Origin of the sequence: Comamonas fluminis (assembly GCF_019186805.1) — a bacterium.
Lineage (GTDB): Bacteria > Pseudomonadota > Gammaproteobacteria > Burkholderiales > Burkholderiaceae_C > Comamonas > Comamonas fluminis.
Window position 1 is genome coordinate 1,832,506 of sequence record NZ_CP066783.1, and the last position, 18,138, is coordinate 1,850,643.

Sequence of the window (18,138 nt, forward strand, 5' to 3'; positions counted from 1 at the left end):
CACCCCGCTAGGGTTCGACTCCATCCGATGGCCGCGCAACACTTGCGGCCATGTCTCTTTTCACGGCCATCGTTCTGTCTGCAAAGCCTGTCACGCTGGCGCTGCCCGGCGTGCGGGTGCAGGGCTGCAAGCAGGTTCTGCGCTCGCCCACCGAGCTGCATGCCGCGCGGCTGGATGCTCTGGCCAAGGTGCAGACACCTTACTGCTTCTTCCTCGATGACGACGATTCGCTGCCCGATGACTATCTGTCGGTTCTGGGTGAGTGCGTGGCCAAGATGCAGGCGCAGGGCGCGGCACTGGCGTTTACCAAGGAGTTGGTGAGGGTCTACCAGCCGGGCAAGCTGCCAGAGCGCTATGAGTATGAAAGCTCCAGCCCGCAGTACAGCAGCGAGTTGCATGCCCGCACACCGATGCTGGTGCACCACCTGGCGGTGATGGACACCGGCAAGGCCCAGAGCGCGGCGGCTGGCCTGCCGCGCGGCAATTTCTGGACGGAGCACATGCTGTATTGGGTGCTGGGCCGCTCTGGTGCTGCCTATGTGCACCGCATTGGCTATATCTGGAACCGTGGGCCTTCAGGCTTTAGCCGCGACCCGCGCACTCTTGCGGCTCAGGCATTTTCCAGCCGCTGGGTCAACCAGCAGAGGGCATTGCCATGAGCGAGTATCACCTGGGTTGGGGTTCCCCGAGTTGGGCCGATTACCCCGGAAACTTCCCATTGGCGGTAGAGAACCGGGGCACGTTTGAAGACTTCGGCGGTTCATGGGTGTATGGCGTTGTCCCTAATGGGGAGTTGCCACCGGGCGTGACGCTCGAAATGTCCATCACTCTGATCCCGTCAGACGGTGGGCAGCCGCAAACACTGCCGATTCCAATCGAGGGTGACCCCAAGGGGGTTGCCTGGGGGAGCCCGCTGGATTTCTTCCGCGAGAACGAGTGGAACACGGCTTTCGGGGTCTATGAGATCACGGGCTTCGTCAATGGGGTGAGCTGTGCCAACAAGCTGGTGCTGGTGGCATCTCCAAACGATGCATACGCCGTGCTTTCCTATTACGCCGAGGGTGGCGCTCCAGAGGTGCCTGCTTTCTGGACAGCGTTTCAGGGCGCACGGGAGGAACGCTGATGGCCACGGGTAAAACGGTTTCCATGGGCGCGATTCTGGGCCTGAACAATCGCCTGCCGCCGACGCGCATGGAGGTGACGCAGCCCAATCGTAGCAAGGCCTCATGGCTGCAGGTGGCCAACAACATTGATTTGACTGAGGGCGGTTTGCTCAAGAGTCGCCAGGGTTTTCAGGCGGTTCAGGCTGGCTATTTTCATTCGCTGTGGGCTGATGAGGCTGATGCCTATGCGGTGCGTGATGGCCATCTGGTAAAGCTGGACGCTCGCACCATGGCCGCCGCCGTAGTGGTGCCGGATGTTGGCAATGCGCGCGTGAGCTATGCGCGGCTGCCAGACGGCATGGTGTATTGGTCGAATGGTCTGCGCATTGGGCGAATGGCTGGCGCTGTGAGCCGGGCCTTGGTCACCAATAAACCCAACCCAGCACCGGTGGCGGTGCCCGTGGTGGGCAGCCTGCCAGCGGGGCGCTATCAGGTGTGCTTTACGGCACTGGGAGCTGATGGCGAGTCGCCCAGTACGGAGCCTGTGGCGCTGAATCTGCCGGATGGCGGCGGGATTGCGTTTCAGGGGATGACCCCGGACACCCTGGCGTATGCGACCGGCCCCAATGGAGAGATTTTCAACGAGGTGGCCAGCGGCGACTACCTGAGCCTTGGCAATACAGGCGCTGTCTGCAACACCTTCATGCTGGCGGCCATGCCCCCCGGCCATCAGATTGCCCATTACCGGGGGTCATTGCTGGCGGCGCGGGGCACTTTGCTTTATCTGAGCGAGCCGTACCGCTATGGTCTGCTGAATCTGGGGCGTGCCTTTATCCCGTTCCCCTCAGAAATCACGGTGGTGCAGCCGTGCGAAGACGGTCTGTATGTGTGCGCGGACAAGACTTATTGGATTCCTGGCGATCCGCTGGCATCAGCACCCACGGTGGTGCTGCCCTACGGCGCTTTGTGTGGCTCTGCGGCCTTTGATCCGCATGAGCAGACCGCCTATTGGCAAGGCCCGCAGGGGCTGGTGGTGGCCAAGCCCGGCGGCCAGGTGGCAGTTCCGCAGGACGAGGCACTGATTTTTGGCGCAGCGCGCTCGGGCGCGACGCTGGTGCGGGAGCAGGGCGGCGACCGGCATGTGGTGACAGCCCGTTTTGACGTTGAACCTATTTGAAAGGATCGCTATGAGTTCCCTGTTTTTCCCCGCCGAGGGGCGTGATTACCTGCTGGATGTTGGAGTGCATGGCGGTGTGCAGGTTGGCAAGTGGTTTATCGCTCTGTATGAAGGCGACTATGAGCCAAAAGAGGACGATACTGCCGCCAACATTAGTGTGCGTGCTACTGAAATTACAGCATATTCAGAAGGCACTCGCCCTGAATTCGTGGAACTGGCCCCTGCTGGCGGCGCGACCAGCAATCAGGGCAATGTGGCTCAGTTCACGATGACCGCGACCAAGACCGTTCGCATGTTCGCCTTGCTTTCCAGTGGCGGTAAAGGCGCGTCGGTGGGCAAGCTGCTGGCCCTGCAGCGCTTGGCATCCCCCCGCACCTATGGGGCAGGGGACGTAATCAAGGTTCCTGTCAGCCTGACACTCTCCAACCCTTAACAAGCATTTCAGCACGATCAAGGAGCAACTTATGGCGCTGCAATTTTCTACCGGTTACCGCAATATCGCTGCTGCAGCTGTGCTGGGCACTCCACCTGCATCATCTGTCATGGATGGCTGCGTGATTAAGGTTTACGCTGGCTCTCGTCCTGCCGATGCTGATGCAGAGGTGGGTTCTGCAGTCCTGCTGGCTACCTACAGCCTTAACGATACTGGCTCGGGCCTGAAATGGGGCGACCCGACAAATGGCTCTGTTTCCAAGCCGCCTGCTGATGTGTGGTCGGCCACGGCTGTTGCCTCTGGTGCGCCTGCATTCTTCCGCTATGAGTTGCCTGACGATGACGGCACCTTGAGCAACACCGCTGTGCGTATTCAGGGCAAGGTCGGTCTGGTGACTGATCCTGGCGCCGATCTGGCCCTGAGCAGCTTGGCGATTGTCAACGGTGCACCTCTGACCATTGACGCGGCCAGCGCGACAGTGCCGTCCAGCCTCTAAGCGTGCGAAGAGGGCTGGATGGATTATTCAAAGTTCCCATTCCAGCGGGGCGCAGCTGGCGCTGGCGTGGGTGCGCGTCAGGCCCGTTTTCTGGACACGTTGGGCAGCCCGGCCCTGAAACGCAAGAACCTTGATGGGTCTGTGTCCCGCAAGGTGGGGGATCGTCTGTATGTCGATCCTGCACCGCCGCAGGATCTGGATGCTTACCTGAGTTCCGGCACGATGATGGATGGCGAGGTGCGCGTGGTGGCCAGCCGCGATGCCCGAGGGACTTTCCGCGACCGTGGCTCGGTCATGCACCGCAGTGAAATCACGGAGTGGACTTCTGCAGCGATCCGCTACTACGGCAATGGCAAGTCGAGCAACAGCAAGATGGTGTGGGCGAAGGGCGATGACGCGAATGTGGCGGACTTCAATGGTCAGCCAGCCTATGTGCTCGATGTCACGCAGTACCAGTCTCAGAACGGCACTGTCTACAACCCGGTTTACACGATCAAGGCCATGCGGGCCTACGTGGGCACGGAGCGATACACCACACAAATAGGTTGGTCGCAGCCGACGCTGGTGCGCCTGAGCGATAGAAACCAGTGGATCTATTCGGCGTTGAACGGGGTGAACTGCATCAACGGCCAGTACGGATTTCTCTATGTGGTGGATTTTGGCAGCGCCCGGTATCTGGGGAATATCAAGACGGTTGAGTACCAGCTGGCCACGTCCTTTGCGGGCAACGTCATCAGTCCTCTGGGGCGTTTCGGGGTTGGCCAGTACATGCGCCCTGAATACAGCCAGTCTTCTGTGCCGCATCCCATTGATGTGAGCAAGTGCCCAGGCATTGAGTTCCATCTGTCAGCGGATGGCGGTCTGAACTGGGAGCTTGTGGAGAGCGCGCCGATCCTGAAGGAGTTTGTGGACACGGTGCTGCCTCTGCCTTCGCAAACTTGGTATGCAACCACCTTCAATATCGCGGTGAACTGGTTTTCTTCGATGACTGTGCCGCTGAACGCCCAGCAGGCGGTGGTGCTGATGGCCGTGCCTTACGTGACTGACACCGCCGAGGTTCGCCTGGCTGTGAACGCGAAGATCAAGATGGGCGTGGTTGATCTCGTGGCCCGGACGGTCGTTGAAACGGTGGTGCTGGAGGATAGCGTGACACCTTCAGGGGGAACGGTGAGCGACTGGGCAGGGGCAGAGGCTGCGGCTGTGGGCTACATGGCGGGCTGGGGTGGAATTCCCATCAAAGGCGGCGCCCTGTTTGTGGTGCGCCCGTTCGGTGCTGAGGACTATCGGGATAACCCGCCGCGCTGCCTGTTCACGACGGACGGCGTGAATATTCAATGGCAGTCGTCCATGCCATGGCCGGGTTGGTGTGTCGGCGTGCCTGCGGCGATCTCCAAAGACACCATCGTGATTCCTGTCTACGAGGACGACCGGGGATATGTGCTGTACCAGTCGGATGACCTGGGGGAGAGCTGGAAGTTTCGCGCCACGCTGTCAGCCAATGCTCGCCCACCAGTCAAGGTCGAATCTCGCGCCTATCTGCTGGAGTTTTCCACCGTGGAAAAAATTCGTGATGGCGAAGCCCCGGCCAATGCCACACCCGGAGCGCCTTGGGTGAGCGATACCCGGTTTGCCCCACCCAATGTATGAAGGATGAGCTGTGGCAAATTCACTGATCAAAACCAAGAGCTATACGCCAGCCGTTCCGGGCAGGCCTTTCATTGCGCCCCAGCCCGCGCGCGACGTTTGGGAGAGGCGTCAGGTGTGCGGCTACAAGACCACCGTGGAGCACTTGGTTCCTGGGCACTACGAGTATTTGACAGACTCGCACACAGGGCAGGTTACGGCCATTTATGTTCCCGATAAAAAAGCGGTCAATGGTCTGACGCTGGTGAGTGAAACCTCTCTGACTTACATCTGTTGGCAGGAGAGTGTCTTGGTCCGCATTTCCGCAGTGCCTGGGCAGGAGGGACGCGCGGCTGTGCCTGCGAAGTGGGATTACAAGCTGGGCTGGGACAGCGGTGCCCGGTCCATCATGTTTGTGACGGGAGATGCAAACGCTACCTTCCACGCTCGGGAGTCGGTCATTGGCGCGATCTGTGGATTGAATGTCCATGAAGATCCACAGGTCTACAGCGGGCTGAGCATTCGCTTCGGCTTCTATCTATCCCGTGGCTATGCCAGGGTGTTTGAGAGAGGCCAGTTCAAGACGCCTGCTTTCCCTTATTCAGAAGGGACAGAGTTTGATGTGACGCGCAGCGAAGGCGTTGTGACCTATTACATGGGTGGCAGCCTTGTCTACACCAGCGCGGATACCAGCTCAGGCAATGAGCCGCTGTGGTTACAGGCTGCCCTGTACTCGGGCGACGATGAGATTTTTAACCCCAAGCTCAACCAGATTACGCCGCTTGATGACACCACTCCTATCACGGGTGTGCTGACGCTGACAATCCCGCCAGGCAGGGTGGCGGCCCGTAAGGGTGAGGGCGCAGTTTTGAGGCTCAAACTTGCGCAGCCGCGTCCAACTGTGAGTTCGGGAGCGCTTGCCGCGCCATCGTTCGCTCTGTTGAGCTTGAGCCTGCCATCACTACAGCCGGGGATTTTTGGGCTGGTTGGGGCTGTTGGCCAGCTCAACCTACCTTTGCCAAGCCCGGCTTTGGCAGGATCTGATCGAGACTTTGGGCGCGTGAAATTCAGGCTGCCTGTGCCTTATGTCTTTGCGCGAACTTGGCCAGCTGATGAGCTTCCTGCCGGGAATGGCCGTGTGATCCTCAATAGCAAGGCAACGATTCAGGCTATCGCCACGCTCCCAACCAAAGCAATGAGGCTGAATGCATCGGGCTTCGTTGAGCCGTATGCCGAGGTTTCGCTGGGTGATGTGACGGTTTCCGGCTCCTTGCTGCTGGGTGGCAGCATGGCTGCGGTGGGGGAGGTGACGTTACCGCTGGCACCTATGCGCGCGGTGCTGGGTGGCTCTATCACGGTGCTATCGGGTCTGGATGAGGTCTTCTGCATGAACCTGTCAGGGGCCACAACACGCTATGAAAGCTACGAATTTAATAGCTTCGTGCGTATTGGCGGTAAGTGTTATGGCGCAAATTCAGAGGGTTTGTTTTTGCTGGAAGGGGAGGACGATGCGGGCCAGCAGATTGATGCCAGCTTTGGCTTTGGTCAGCAGGGCTTTGGCAGCCCGCAGCTCAAGACAGCGAGCTATTGCTACCTGGGCGCAGCGGCTGGAGCCATGAGCCTGAACGTGCAGGCTCTGCTGAATGGACAGCCCGCTGCCTATGACTACCCCGCGCGCGGCCATGGCCAGAGCATGCGGGAGGTGCGTTTTGACCTGGGGCGCGGCCTGCGCAGCACTTACCTGACCCCCACGTTTTCCAATATCGATGGAGCGCCTTTTGAAGTGGATTCAGTGCGCTTTGTCATCAACGAATCCAACAGGAGGATCTGAGCATGGCTATCGTCACATTGCCTGACGGCGTTACAGGCCCAGCGCTGCAAACGACGCAGATCATCAATGCCAAATGGGAGATGGCCCAAGAGTGGTATCGCAATGCCTCTGGCTTCAGCCGAGACACCGTAGCCACCGTAGGCACGGCGCCCCACTATACGGCTCCTACTTTGAATCAGTCGTTCACCCCAGCCGAGGTGCCGAAGGATTTGAGTTTTGATGATCCAGATGCGGCCATGGCTTATTTCGATGCCAAGAACTCGGAGCTGTCTGCGCTGATTGACGGGGCATTCAGGCAGATTATGGGCATTGCCTTCCCTGATATGTCGCTGATGGTGACTGCGCTCGGATGGTGCAATCGCGCGATCACGCAAGGCGGCACGGGTATCAATGAGTCGGTGGAATCTGCGCTGTGGGAGCGCGGGCGGGTGCGTGTCTTGCGCGAGGCAGAGCGTGACTTGGCCTCTGTGCAGGAGCGTTACGCCCGCTCGGGCTGGCCGCTGCCGCCGGGCGCCATGCTGCATGAGGCGGCTTTGATTCGCCAGGGCAGCCGCGACAAGCTGGCCGAGGCGAGCCGGGACATTGCCATCAAGAGCTTTGAAACCGAAGTGGAGAACGTCCGTTTCGCTGTCAAAACGGTGATGGATCAGTTTGCCCAGGCCATCAACTCCGTGGGCGACTATGTGAAGACGGTCATGCTGGGGCCACAAGTGGCGGCGCAGCTTTCTTCCAATATGACCAGCCTCAAAAATGATGCGGCCCGAACTTTGGTGAGTCTCTATCAAGCGCAGAACACGGCGCTGGAGCCATTCATTCGTCTGTCCATTACCGATGCTGAGTTGAAAGGCCGTGCGGGCGAGGCCAATTTGCGCGCCCAGCTGGAGACGGCGCAACTGCGCGCCCAAGCGGCGCTTGCTCAGGTCAAGATGGTGGGCGATGCAGCAGCCGCGAGCTTGAACGGTATTGGGGCCTCCGTGGGCAATTCGATGACTACCGGTATTTCGATGTAGGTGTGGGCGCTACCCCGCTAGGGTTCGACGCAGGGCAAAGGGCGGCACACACTGCCGCCTATGCCTGCCCATAAAGTCAAACTTGAAATCGACCAGGGTGCCACGTTCAACAAGAAATTTACTTGGTTGGTGGGTGCCTCTCGAAATGCAGTAGCTGTTGATCTGACAGGTTGCACTGCCCGCGCTCAGGTGCGCGCCGACATAGATAGCCCCGATGTGCTGTTGCAGCTCACTACGGAAAATGGCTGCATTCTGCTTGGCGGGGCGACGGGGGAAATCCGTTTGCACATTGATGCAGCTACGACTTCCGCTATTGACTGGGAATCTGGGGTGTATGACTTGGAAATACAGTTCCCAAATGGCACTGTTGTTCGCCGTATGGCGGGCAGTGTCGTTGTCTCGCGCGAAGTTACTCGCGGCATCGTGATTGATGTGGATGGCCGCATTGTTGGCGCAGGCTTGCCTCTCCCATATCCAGGCGAGGTGATTGATGCCTGATGTACTGAAAGTCGAATCTGAATCGCTGCTGCAAGAGCAGGTCGAAACCCTGGTGCTTCTGGAGCCACAGGGCTCTGACGAGATTTTGGAGGTGCCGACCGAGCAGGTGCTGCTGGAGGCCGGCCAGGACAATACGCTGCTGGAGACTCAGCAGGAGCTGGTGTTGCTGACAGACGCTCAGCAGGGGCCACCAGGGCCGCCTGGCATCCCGGGCCCAGCAGGTGGCCAGGTGCTGCAGCGTATGGCGGGGATTGCAATCAGCGCGCTGGTGGCTGTCTTTGAAGACTTGTCGGGCGCGGTCTGGCCTGCAGATCCCAATGTCGAGGGTGATGTGCTGGCGCTGCTGGGTGTGACGGTGAGCGCGGCCAGTGCGGGCCATCCCATCAATGTGCAGCGCATGGGCCACATCGATGACAGCAGCTGGCAGTGGCAGCCCAAGGGGCGCATTTTCTTGGATCAGGAAGGGCGTCTTACCCAGCGGGTGCCCGAGTCTGGCTATGACGTTCTGATCGGCGTGGCGCTGAGCGCGACCCGCATTCTTCTCAATATTCAAGACCCTATCGAACTGGAGTAAGCCATGGCAACGCAGGCAACCCAAGGATTTTTGGCCCGTGTCGCGGGCAAGACCAAGCAACTCTTCGCCCTCGTCATTTCGACTGGCGCGGCGGATGCTGGAAAGATTGTGGCCACCGGCAGCGATGGCCGTCTGGACGCTACCCTGATGCCGGTGGGTATTGGTGCCAACACCATCATTGCCGCAGCCAGCGAAGCCATCGGCGCGGGCAAGTTTGTCAATTTCTATAGCAATGCTGGCGCGCTGGGTGTGCGTCTGGCGGATAACAGCAATGGCCGCCAAGCTGACGGCTACGTCAAGGATGCTGTTGCGAATGCCGCCGCGGCCACGGTCTTCCCGTTAGACACCACTAACACGGCGCTGACCGGACTGACGCCGGGCGCGCGCTACTGGCTTGGCACGGCGGGCGGTGTGATCGTTGCCGCGCTCGATCCCGCAGACACGGCCAACACCGGCAAGCTCTGCCAAGAACTGGGCGTGGCCAAGAGCGCGACAGAGTTGGTCACGGATGACCTGGGCTACGTGGTGCTCTGATGGCTACGCGCAGGCCTCTCGTCCGCATCAGCGGGCGTACCCAGCAACTCCCCGCAGGTGATGTGCTTGCCGGGGTGGCTCAGAGCCTGCCTGTCTACCAAACGAATCAGACCTTTGTGCTGATCAGTCTGACTTCCAAGATTCAAGGCTATGTGCTGCCCGTGTATCAGGCCGCAGGAGCTGTTGTAGAGGTGCCTTTGTAATGACCGACCGCCGCCCGCTCACGCTGCGCACTGATGTAACGCCCAATCGCCTGCAGGAGTTGCCTGCGGGCGACCAATTGCCGCCCGATACGCTGGCCAACGCCCTGGCGGTCGTGCTGCAGGGGCTGGTGACGAACAACAACGCGGGGATTACGGCGGCAGACACGGTGCTGCAGGCACTGGGGAAGCTGCAAGCACAGTCCACCAATAAGGTCGATAAGGACGGAAGCAAAGTCCTGAGCGACAACAACTACACGAATGCCGAGCGCGTGAAGCTGGCCAACATCGGGGACAGCGCGAGCAACGACCGCAGCAAGCACACTGGCACGCAACCGCTGAGCACAATTACGGGCATCGTAGGGGTGGGAGGGGTGATCGAGCGCGGCAGTAACTCGAACGGCGATTACTCAAAATTCGCAGATGGCATGCTGATTTGCACGCAACGAATTGTGTGTGGGTTCGATACTGCGAACACATTGAAAGGGATTTGGAATTTCCCCGTTTTCTTCTCGCGTAATGCGCGCATTTCTGCGCAGATTGTCGAAGGAGGTGCGGCAATTTACAAGCCACTGAACATCATCACATACGGTCAATCAACTGGCGTTGTCGGTTTTTTGGTGTATGTGCCCGAGGGGGGGATCGGCGCCAGCGATGTTGTAAATCTCGATCTGACAGCCGCTGGGTATTGGAGCTAAGTATGAGATTTTTGATTCATCTGTCCCCCGTTTGCGCACCTGAGCTTGGGCTCTCTTTGAGTAAACGCGGGGCAGTGTTGATAGTCAATGGCATTGAGTTCGATTTTCGCGCGCTGGGGAATGGTGATGTGCTGCCACATACAGCAATCAAATCGGACTGGTTCAGTGGCGATGTTTCGTGTGACGCCGATGTAGTTAGCATTATTTTGCGATTTCCTCATAAGCCGGGTGCAAGTGAAGCGGCGCGCTTTCCAGCACCTATTCACGTCACGGAAGATGGCCCTGTGGAGTTGCCTGTATGAGCATCGGGAACATCGACTGGAGCCAGCTTCAAAAAACCCTCACCGCTGCCGAGCAACTGAAGGCTGCAAAGGATCAGCTCAAGACGCGCGCGACAGCAAAGCGCTGGGAAGTGGAGACAGGCGGCATAACGCTCAACGGCATGCAGGTTCTGACAGGCACAGAAGACCAGAACCGGATCACCACAGTTGTGGCCAACGCCCGACGAGCAGGCATCGAAACAGTGGACTTCAAGGCGGCCAGCGGCTGGGTGAGCATTTCGGTCGATGATGTTGAAGCCATTGCCACAGCCATTGCGCGGCATGTGCAGGACTCGTTTACTGCAGAGCGCGCCCACCACGAAGCTATCGATGCTCTGTCTGATCTGGCTGCGGTGGCGGCCTATGACATCAGCCAAGGCTGGGCAGGCTAACCCCCTCTAGGGTTCGACCTCTGAAGCCAGCCCCGGAAAACTCCGGGCATGAAAAACGAATTCGTCCTCCAGCCGGACCAAGCGTTCACGCTCAAGTCAGTGATGAGCTGGCTGGCCGCGTTCCTTGGGATAGGCACCTTTCTGGGCTTCGTCAATCTGGCGGTCGGCTTGCTTTCTGCGGCTTGGCTCCTGGTCCAGCTCTATGGCTATATCCGGCACGAGTTGCCCATGAAGCGCATGCGCAAGCAACTGCTGCGCCGCGAGCTGGAGGCAAACGCAACATGCCCAGCCCCGCTGGATGGGAGTGGAAAATGAGCAATGTGCCCACGCTGCTGCGCAATAGCATTGGCGCGCTGCTGATCCTCACGGGCCTGGGTGGAGGCTCCTACTACATCGATCAAGCCGCGACTGCAGAGGCCCAGTCGAATCAGTACATCCAGGCCGTGGCCGCAGACCCGGATATGCCGGACGGCATGCGTATCGCCATGGTGATGGCCGCGTTCTACGAGTCCAGCAATCGCCACATTGGCACGCCCTATGTGGACAAGGTAGGCAAGGGTAAGCCGCTGACAGTCTGCAACGGGCTGACCGGCAAGGATGTGATCGCGGGCAAGTGGTACAGCCCCGCAGAGTGCTTCCGTCTGGAGAAGAAGCGCTATGTGCAGTACGAGGTGATCGCCAAGCGTTCGCTTACCTACTGGTCCACATACAACCCCTTCCAGCAAGCCACGTTCTACGACTTCCTGCACAACAAGGGTGATGGCAATTTCCAGACCAGCACCATGCGCCGGGATGCGAACGTTGGCAACTGGGTGAAGGCCTGCCGCGAAAACATCCGCTGGAACAAGGGCACTGTCAACGGGGCGTCTGTGGTGCTACCAGGGTTGAAGACTCGCGGCGATGCAAATGCCGAGCTGTGCGAGTGGGGGCTGTCATGGCGCGGCTGACGATCTACACGGCCCTGGCCGCTGCAGCCGGTGGCGCTGCCTTGGCGTGGTCCTTCCAGGCAGCGCGCCTTGGTGCCGAGCTGGTCGACGAGCGCCTGCAGGCCAGCACCTATCGCGAACAAGTCACCGCCGAGCGCGCCGCCGCCAATGCTCGCGTGGCCCAGGTCGGTCAGCTGATCGCCGGTACCTACCAAGGAGCCCTCAACGATGCCATCAAAAAACAAGCTACTTTGCAAGCTGCTGCTGATCGCGCTCGCCGCGAGCGTGACGGCATGCGCAAGCAACTGTCCGATGCCGAGCAGCGAATTGCTGACGCTCCCGCCGCCGCCGTCAGAGAGTACGCCGCAACCGCAAACAAGCTACTCGGACAGTGCAGCGAAAGATATACGGAACTGGCAGCACGAGCTGATGGACACGCAGCTGATGCAGCAACCTGCCGCGCGGCCTGGCCAGTGATCCCCAATCAACCCTAAGCCATCCGGCCCGCCACCGGACGGTATCCGGCTCTTGGAGCTCTTATGCAATTTCTCAAAAAGCACGCCACTGCCATCCTCTATTTGCTGGTCGTCTTGTTTCTGGTCTTCTTCGGTTATCGCCTGTTTGGCGCATCAACCAAGGTGGGGGACATCATGCTTTTCGCGCTTTTCAGCTCCGCGCTGCTGGTCTTGCCTCTAGTGGAGATTGGCGACAAGGTTCTCAAGAAGCTGTGCGATCTGGAGCTCAAGACCGGGGCCGGGCCGTGTTCGGTCAGTTCTGTGGAGCCCCGTGATCACCGCCGCGATCTGGAACATTCACTTGTGCATCAACTTGCAGTACGTCTGTTTGAGCGGCAAATGGATGGCAAAACCATCGGCAAATTCATTCAGTCCACGGCTGATGCAATCTTGAGTCCTACTCCAATCAGTGCGCAGACCTCTCGTCATTCAGTGGAATGCCTGTATCACTACGCGTTGGCGCGTTTGGGCTTAGAAGACTCTGCTGCAATGCGCGTTATTTTCTGGGATGCCCACGAGGCGCTAGATTGGGATGAAAAGACCGACCGTTACAAAGTCCCAGTATTGAGCGGCGCGCCTTGTTCTTCCTGTTCGAGCGGCAATGGTTCGCCCAGTGCTATGGCTGATTTTCGCCCGCAGGCTGATGCATTGGCCAAAGCCGCAGCGGTGGACGGGTCGAGTGTGGCGGGCGAGCAGATTCAGGCGCTGATGGACAAGCTGGTCTGGGTCTATGACCAACCCGAGGGCACCACCAGCACCTTTGCCCACGCCTACCTGGGCCGCTTCTACCTAACCACTGGGCACAGCGCCTGTGTGAGTCCTGAAAACTTCGATGCCGCCAAGGGCATGAAGTACGCGCGCGAGCAGGGCGAAGGCAAGGCACGCGACAAGCTCTGGGAGCTGGAAGGCTATGCCCTGTTTAAGCAACTCAACAACCAGTAACGACTGGGACGAAGCCATGAGCAAAACAGCAATCACTGAACAGATGGTGGGTCGTTTCCTGTGCTGGCCGCTGCCTGCAGACTTCGCGCCAGATGGCGGAATTTCGTTCACCCGCTCGCCCCATGTCGGCATGAGTCCAACGGGGACCAACCTTTTGAACTTCGGCCAGGCCAAGGCGATGCTGGAGCACTGCATCAATGGTGGTGCTGCAAACACCGGCACTCTGCCGCCCCACCAGCAGCGCGTGCTGGACGAAAAGCAGGATCTGGATATACGCATCACGAAGCTGGACGAGTTCATTCAGCGTAATTCACTGTTTGGCCAGTTGCCAGAGGCTGAGCGTGCCCGAATGAGGCGTCAGGCCGATGTGATGTTTGAGCTGTCCACCATCCTGGGCGAGCGAATCGCCAATTTCTAAAGCGCCGATCCGGCATCGAGCGATATCCTTGACGATGTTGTAGTGAAATTTGTTACATTTCTCGCTCGCAAATGAAAGGCTACAAATGCTGAGTGATGAAATGCAGGAAATGCACCTAACCCAAACTGGCTGGGTTGCTGGCAATGCACGCTATGACGACGGTACGAAAGACAACCACGGCTGTCCGCCTGATGCTGTTTTGACTGTTCGTCGGGAGGTTGTTGCTCCTGCAATTGGAGTTGCAAGAGTCTCCGAGAACGAAACTAAGCATAGTGATGATGAGCAGTTAATTGCTGAGCTACTCGCCAAATATGGCAAAGCGCAGTTCTGCGTGTAACGTCAAAATGGGGCAGGAGAACGCACAACGCTCACTGGACCCCAGCCCATAAATATGACCCCACCACAGCTGGCCATCACAATGAACCAGTTGAAGTGGGGTTCTTCTATTGTGTAGTCGCTGGCGCTGCCTGGCAGGATGCGCGCCCTTGGAAAACCGTAACGCCCAGGCGTGCACAGAAGCGTGGGGTGATCATCGGGAATCATCGTTACGCTTGTCAGGTGCCGGACCTCCAACAGCTGTGCACTGTCTCGTCCGCTCCCAGTATTCCGTCAGCGTGTCTGCTACCTCGGTAACTCGCAGGGTTCCAGTGACTGGAGTTGCTTCGGGGTGCATCTTCTTGATGCTTTGCTCGGAGCACAGGTGGCTTGTTGTTTGCCATTTACCGAGTCGGTCCTTGTAGCGCCATTGATAGTGATGTTCGATGTGCATGACTTCTCCTAATTAACTGTATATCTATACAGCTAGTTGGGTCGCTAACTTGTTAGCATGTGCTCATGTGCAATCGCTACAACACCCCGGCTGAGATAGAGATTGAGCGCCACTTTCGGATCGGTCGCCAGAACCCCAACCGATGATGGTAGGTGGCGATCACGCCCCTGGCGCTGGCCCCTTACATCAAGGCTGGCGGCGTGCTGGAAGTAGGGCAGTGGGGAATGATCCCGCCACGGTCAACCGGGCGCACTCCACTGACGAGCCAAGGCCGGCGCATGAGCACGAATAACGCCCGCATCGAGGGCATAGACAGCAAGTGGACGTTTCGCTGCCCGTGGCGTGCTGGCCAGCGCTGCTTGATTCCAGCCTGGAGCTTCACTGAGCCAAACTGGGAAAGTGGCAGCAATGTCTGGTGGTCGTTCAGCCGCTCGGACGGCAAGCCTTGGGCGCTGGGCGGCCTGTGGTCAGAGTGGACAGACCCAGACACAGGCGAGCTGGTACCGAACTTCACCATGCTCACGCAGAACTGCAACGCGCACAGTCTGCTGAACCGGATGCACAAGCCGGAGCTGGACCCAGAAACGAAAGCGCCGCTGCCGCTGGACCTGCAGGACAAGCGCACCGTGGTGCCGATTGAAGAGGGCGACTGGGACCAGTGGCTGAATGGGACGGTGGCAGAAGCCGCTGGGCTGATCAGATTGCCGGGGGCAGAGGCGCTGGTTGGTGCGCCCGAGTCGGGACTTGGCGCTGTTCAAAAAAGCCTATGCTAAATACACGTATCCACACGTTATCAACAAAATGATATGGATGTCTATGAGCGGCAGTTTGATGCACTTGATGGCCCATCATTCATATCTGTAGAGAGTATGAATATGAACTGCCGCAAGCGGCTTGTAGCGGCCTATAGTTGGTTAAAGCAGACAGTGGCTGATTCGGTAGGTTAGAAAAGCAGGTGTGACTTATAAGTTGTTGTTTTTAAAAATAAAAATTAACCTTTACACGGAGTAGGTCGGCGGTTCGAGACCGTCAGGACCCACCACTTAAAAACTAAAAAAGGGCTTAGAGAAATCTAAGCCCTTTTTCTTTTTTGTCCCGGAGCTTGCTGGCGCAGGCAGGGTATTTCTGTGCAACATGGCCACCATGCAGCGCGGTAGTTGGGCCTGCACAGTTAGAATGGTCAGGATTAGCCTAACCCTGTTGGTGGAGGTTGGATGGCAGTTCTGTAGAGCATTCATGCCCTGTAGAGGCCCGGACTGTGGCGCATTCGGGTCGCACGGCTTTCACCATTGTTGATAAGGCGAACGTGAGTTCGCCTTTATTTTTGCTGCTGCAGAAAGATTGACCATGTTCGAATCCATCCGCAAGCATTCCAAGTTCGTAATGATCTTGTTGTTCTTGCTGATCATTCCGTCTTTTGTGGTTGTTGGAGTCAACCAGAACTACTTTACCGAATCAAGCCACGCTGTGGCTCGTGTGGACGGGCATGACATAACCCAGCAGGACTGGGACAACGCGCACCGCGCGGAGAGTGACCGACTGCGCGCCCAGAATCCCTCCATGGATGCCAAGCTGCTGGATTCTCCGCAAGCGCGTTACGCCACATTGGAAAAGCTGGTGCGCGACCGCGTGCTGGCGGCAGCTGCACAAAAAATGCACCTGACCACCACCGATGCCGAGCTGGTGCGCACCCTGCAGGATATTCCTGCGATTGCTGCCTTGAAAAAGCCCGATGGCTCGCTGGATGCAGAAGCCTATAAGGCTCTGGTCGGCGCTCAGGGTATGACGCCCGAAGGCTTCGAAGCCAATCTGCGCAAAGAGCTGGCTCTCAATCAAGTGCTGGGCAGCGTAACGGCTACGAGCTTCTCGACCGACGCGCAGCTCAAGCAAGCAATGGATGCGCTGTATCAGCGTCGTGAAATTCAGGTGGCGCGCTTTGATTCGGCGGCATTTGCTTCCAAGGTGCAGACTGGTGAAGCAGAGCTGAAGGCTTTTTATGAAGCCAACACCGCTTTGTTCAAGCAGCCTGAAGAGGCCACTGTTGAATACGTGCAGCTGGACCTGGCTTCCGTGGCTGCTGGTATCACCTTGAGCGAAGATGACCTGCGTACCTACTACAAGGAAAATGCGCAGCGTCTGGCTGGCCCCGAAGAGCGCCGTGCCAGCCATATTCTGATCAATGCACCCAAGGACGCACCTGCGGCAGAGCGCGAAAAAGCCAAGGCCAAGGCCGCTGAATTGCTGGCGCAAGTGCGCAAGGACCCCAAAATCTTTGCGGAAGTGGCCAAGAAGGAATCTCAGGATCCAGGATCGGCCCCCAATGGTGGCGATCTCGGCTTCTTTGGTCACGGTGCCATGGTCAAACCTTTTGAAGACGCCGTTTTCAAGATGAAGGAAGGCGAGGTCAGCGATGTCATCGAATCCGATTTTGGTTATCACATCATCGAATTGACTGGCATCAAGGCACCCAAGGTGCCAAGCTTTGAAGAAATGCGTCCCAAGCTGGAAGCGGATCTCAAGCAACAGCAGGCGCAGCGCAAATTTGCCGAAGTGGCAGAAGCCTTTACCAACGGTGTCTATGAACAGTCCGACAGCTTGCAGCCTGTGGCAGACAAGCTCAAGCTGACTATCCATAAGGCAGAGCATGTGACACGTCAGGCTGCTGCAGGCGCGCAAGGCCCCATGGCCAACACACGTTTCCTGGAAGCGCTGTTCTCTACAGACGCTCTGGAAAACAAGCGCAATACAGATGCAGTTGAACTAGCGCCAAGTAGCCTGGTCGCAGGGCGTGTGGTGAAGTATTCGCCTGCCCGTACGCTGGCAATGGATGAAGTGGGTGACAAGCTCAAGCAGCTCTACACCCAGAAGAAGGCTGCAGAGCTGGCTGCTGAAGAAGGCAAGGCCAAGCTGGCGCAATGGAAGTCCAAGCCTGAAACCGCTCAGTTGCCTGCAGCAGTGGAAGTGGGCCGTGACCAGGCCAAGGACTTGCCACGCGAAGTGCTGGATGCTGCCATGCGTGCATCCACTCAAACGCTGCCAGCCTGGGAAGGTGTTGATCTGGGTTCAGCCGGTTATGCGGTTGTCAAGATCAATCGCATTGCCCAGCGCCCTGCGGCCGAGCCTCAATTGGTGGAGCAGCAGAAGTCACAGTTCACACAATGGGCTTCCATGGCTGAAGTCATGGCCTACTACGAGCTGCTGAAAAAAGAGTTCAAGGTTCAGATCAAGGTTCCTCGTCCCTGATTGCTGTGATGAATCGGCCTGAATTCACTTTCGGGCTGATTTCTGCAGTACAATAGATGCTTCTACGGTGGCTGTAGCTCAGTTGGTAGAGTCCAGGATTGTGATTCCTGTTGTCGTGGGTTCGAGCCCCATCAGCCACCCCAGATTTCAAAAACGCTCTGCATGCAGAGCGTTTTTATTTCTGAAAGAGTTAATGTGCTCTAGCCCTTATTCTTTCAGCGTTTCATGCTCTTAAATTTGATTTTTTGCGGTATGAATTGAAGTACAATAGATGCTTCTACGGTGGCTGTAGCTCAGTTGGTAGAGTCCAGGATTGTGATTCCTGTTGTCGTGGGTTCGAGCCCCATCAGCCACCCCAAATATTAAAACGCCTCACCTTGTGTGAGGCGTTTTTGTTTTTGGTGCTTGATATTTGCTTCTATTGCGGTAATCCCCC

The 18,138-nt window shown here is 58.0% G+C and carries 23 protein-coding genes and 2 tRNA genes; all 25 read left to right on the forward strand.

The annotated features are described in order from the left end of the window. The first annotated feature begins 50 nt into the window (after positions 1-50). The 25 genes from JDW18_RS08795 (at position 51) to JDW18_RS08915 (ending at position 18,060) form a co-directional block, all read left to right on the forward strand. Positions 51-659 carry a glycosyltransferase gene (locus tag JDW18_RS08795; protein ID WP_218243253.1) on the forward strand — a complete coding sequence of 203 codons (609 nt, stop codon included), beginning with the start codon at positions 51-53 and terminating at the stop codon, positions 657-659. Further along, the gene (locus tag JDW18_RS08800; protein WP_218243254.1) at positions 656-1,123 is read left to right on the forward strand and encodes a hypothetical protein; all 468 of its coding nucleotides are present in this window, start codon (positions 656-658) and stop codon (positions 1,121-1,123) included. Before JDW18_RS08795 ends, JDW18_RS08800 begins: the two co-directional genes overlap by 4 nt. After that, a complete protein-coding gene (locus JDW18_RS08805; RefSeq protein ID WP_218243255.1) occupies positions 1,123-2,280 on the forward strand; it encodes a hypothetical protein in 1,158 nt (385 codons plus the stop codon). Before JDW18_RS08800 ends, JDW18_RS08805 begins: the two co-directional genes overlap by 1 nt. A gap of 10 nt (positions 2,281-2,290) precedes the next feature. Beyond that, the gene (locus JDW18_RS08810) at positions 2,291-2,713 is read left to right on the forward strand and encodes a phage tail fiber protein (RefSeq protein ID WP_218243256.1); all 423 of its coding nucleotides are present in this window, start codon (positions 2,291-2,293) and stop codon (positions 2,711-2,713) included. A 31-nt stretch (positions 2,714-2,744) separates the two neighbouring features. Further along, positions 2,745-3,209 carry a hypothetical protein gene (locus tag JDW18_RS08815; RefSeq protein WP_218243257.1) on the forward strand — a complete coding sequence of 155 codons (465 nt, stop codon included), beginning with the start codon at positions 2,745-2,747 and terminating at the stop codon, positions 3,207-3,209. Positions 3,210-3,227: 18 nt separating this feature from the next. Then, entirely contained in the window at positions 3,228-4,856 is a 1,629-nt protein-coding gene (locus tag JDW18_RS08820) for a hypothetical protein (RefSeq protein ID WP_218243258.1), read from the forward strand. Positions 4,857-5,142: 286 nt separating this feature from the next. After that, entirely contained in the window at positions 5,143-6,663 is a 1,521-nt protein-coding gene (locus tag JDW18_RS08825) for a hypothetical protein (protein ID WP_218243259.1), read from the forward strand. 2 nt (positions 6,664-6,665) lie between these two features. Continuing rightward, complete coding sequence (locus tag JDW18_RS08830) at positions 6,666-7,673, forward strand: hypothetical protein (protein ID WP_218243260.1); 1,008 nt, start codon at positions 6,666-6,668, stop codon at positions 7,671-7,673. A 60-nt stretch (positions 7,674-7,733) separates the two neighbouring features. Further along, positions 7,734-8,171, forward strand: coding sequence for a hypothetical protein (locus tag JDW18_RS08835; RefSeq protein WP_246610381.1), 438 nt, complete (start codon positions 7,734-7,736; stop codon positions 8,169-8,171). Beyond that, a complete protein-coding gene (locus JDW18_RS08840) occupies positions 8,164-8,745 on the forward strand; it encodes a hypothetical protein (protein ID WP_218243261.1) in 582 nt (193 codons plus the stop codon). The genes JDW18_RS08835 and JDW18_RS08840 overlap by 8 nt, the downstream gene beginning before the upstream one ends. A gap of 3 nt (positions 8,746-8,748) precedes the next feature. Continuing rightward, entirely contained in the window at positions 8,749-9,279 is a 531-nt protein-coding gene (locus JDW18_RS08845; protein WP_218243262.1) for a hypothetical protein, read from the forward strand. Then, a complete protein-coding gene (locus JDW18_RS08850; RefSeq protein WP_218243263.1) occupies positions 9,279-9,482 on the forward strand; it encodes a hypothetical protein in 204 nt (67 codons plus the stop codon). Before JDW18_RS08845 ends, JDW18_RS08850 begins: the two co-directional genes overlap by 1 nt. Beyond that, positions 9,482-10,177, forward strand: coding sequence for a hypothetical protein (locus tag JDW18_RS08855; protein WP_218243264.1), 696 nt, complete (start codon positions 9,482-9,484; stop codon positions 10,175-10,177). Before JDW18_RS08850 ends, JDW18_RS08855 begins: the two co-directional genes overlap by 1 nt. Positions 10,178-10,179: 2 nt before the next feature. Then, positions 10,180-10,479: a hypothetical protein gene (locus tag JDW18_RS08860; RefSeq protein WP_218243265.1), complete on the forward strand. Its 300-nt coding sequence runs from the start codon at positions 10,180-10,182 to the stop codon at positions 10,477-10,479. Continuing rightward, on the forward strand, positions 10,476-10,889 hold the full coding sequence (locus tag JDW18_RS08865; RefSeq protein ID WP_218243266.1) for a DUF4376 domain-containing protein: 414 nt from the start codon (positions 10,476-10,478) through the stop codon (positions 10,887-10,889). Before JDW18_RS08860 ends, JDW18_RS08865 begins: the two co-directional genes overlap by 4 nt. 48 nt (positions 10,890-10,937) lie before the next feature. Then, positions 10,938-11,204, forward strand: a complete 267-nt coding sequence (locus JDW18_RS08870) for a hypothetical protein (RefSeq protein WP_218243267.1) — start codon at positions 10,938-10,940, stop codon at positions 11,202-11,204. Beyond that, positions 11,201-11,836 (forward strand): lysozyme, encoded by a 636-nt coding sequence (locus JDW18_RS08875; RefSeq protein ID WP_218243268.1) that lies wholly within the window; start codon positions 11,201-11,203, stop codon positions 11,834-11,836. Before JDW18_RS08870 ends, JDW18_RS08875 begins: the two co-directional genes overlap by 4 nt. Further along, entirely contained in the window at positions 11,824-12,309 is a 486-nt protein-coding gene (locus JDW18_RS08880; protein WP_218243269.1) for a hypothetical protein, read from the forward strand. Before JDW18_RS08875 ends, JDW18_RS08880 begins: the two co-directional genes overlap by 13 nt. 45 nt (positions 12,310-12,354) lie before the next feature. Next, positions 12,355-13,272, forward strand: coding sequence for a Gp49 family protein (locus tag JDW18_RS22560; protein ID WP_246610383.1), 918 nt, complete (start codon positions 12,355-12,357; stop codon positions 13,270-13,272). A 16-nt stretch (positions 13,273-13,288) separates the two neighbouring features. Continuing rightward, the gene (locus JDW18_RS08890) at positions 13,289-13,690 is read left to right on the forward strand and encodes a crAss001_48 related protein (RefSeq protein ID WP_246610385.1); all 402 of its coding nucleotides are present in this window, start codon (positions 13,289-13,291) and stop codon (positions 13,688-13,690) included. Positions 13,691-13,775: 85 nt separating this feature from the next. Next, a complete protein-coding gene (locus JDW18_RS08895; protein ID WP_218243270.1) occupies positions 13,776-14,027 on the forward strand; it encodes a translation initiation factor 1 in 252 nt (83 codons plus the stop codon). 584 nt (positions 14,028-14,611) lie between these two features. Continuing rightward, entirely contained in the window at positions 14,612-15,232 is a 621-nt protein-coding gene (locus JDW18_RS08900) for an SOS response-associated peptidase family protein (protein ID WP_246610387.1), read from the forward strand. Between the two features lie 574 nt (positions 15,233-15,806). Continuing rightward, positions 15,807-17,702 carry a SurA N-terminal domain-containing protein gene (locus JDW18_RS08905; protein WP_218243271.1) on the forward strand — a complete coding sequence of 632 codons (1,896 nt, stop codon included), beginning with the start codon at positions 15,807-15,809 and terminating at the stop codon, positions 17,700-17,702. A gap of 67 nt (positions 17,703-17,769) precedes the next feature. After that, a tRNA-His gene (locus JDW18_RS08910) sits at positions 17,770-17,845 on the forward strand. Positions 17,846-17,984: 139 nt separating this feature from the next. Next, a tRNA-His gene (locus tag JDW18_RS08915) sits at positions 17,985-18,060 on the forward strand. The last annotated feature ends 78 nt before the right edge of the window (positions 18,061-18,138 follow it).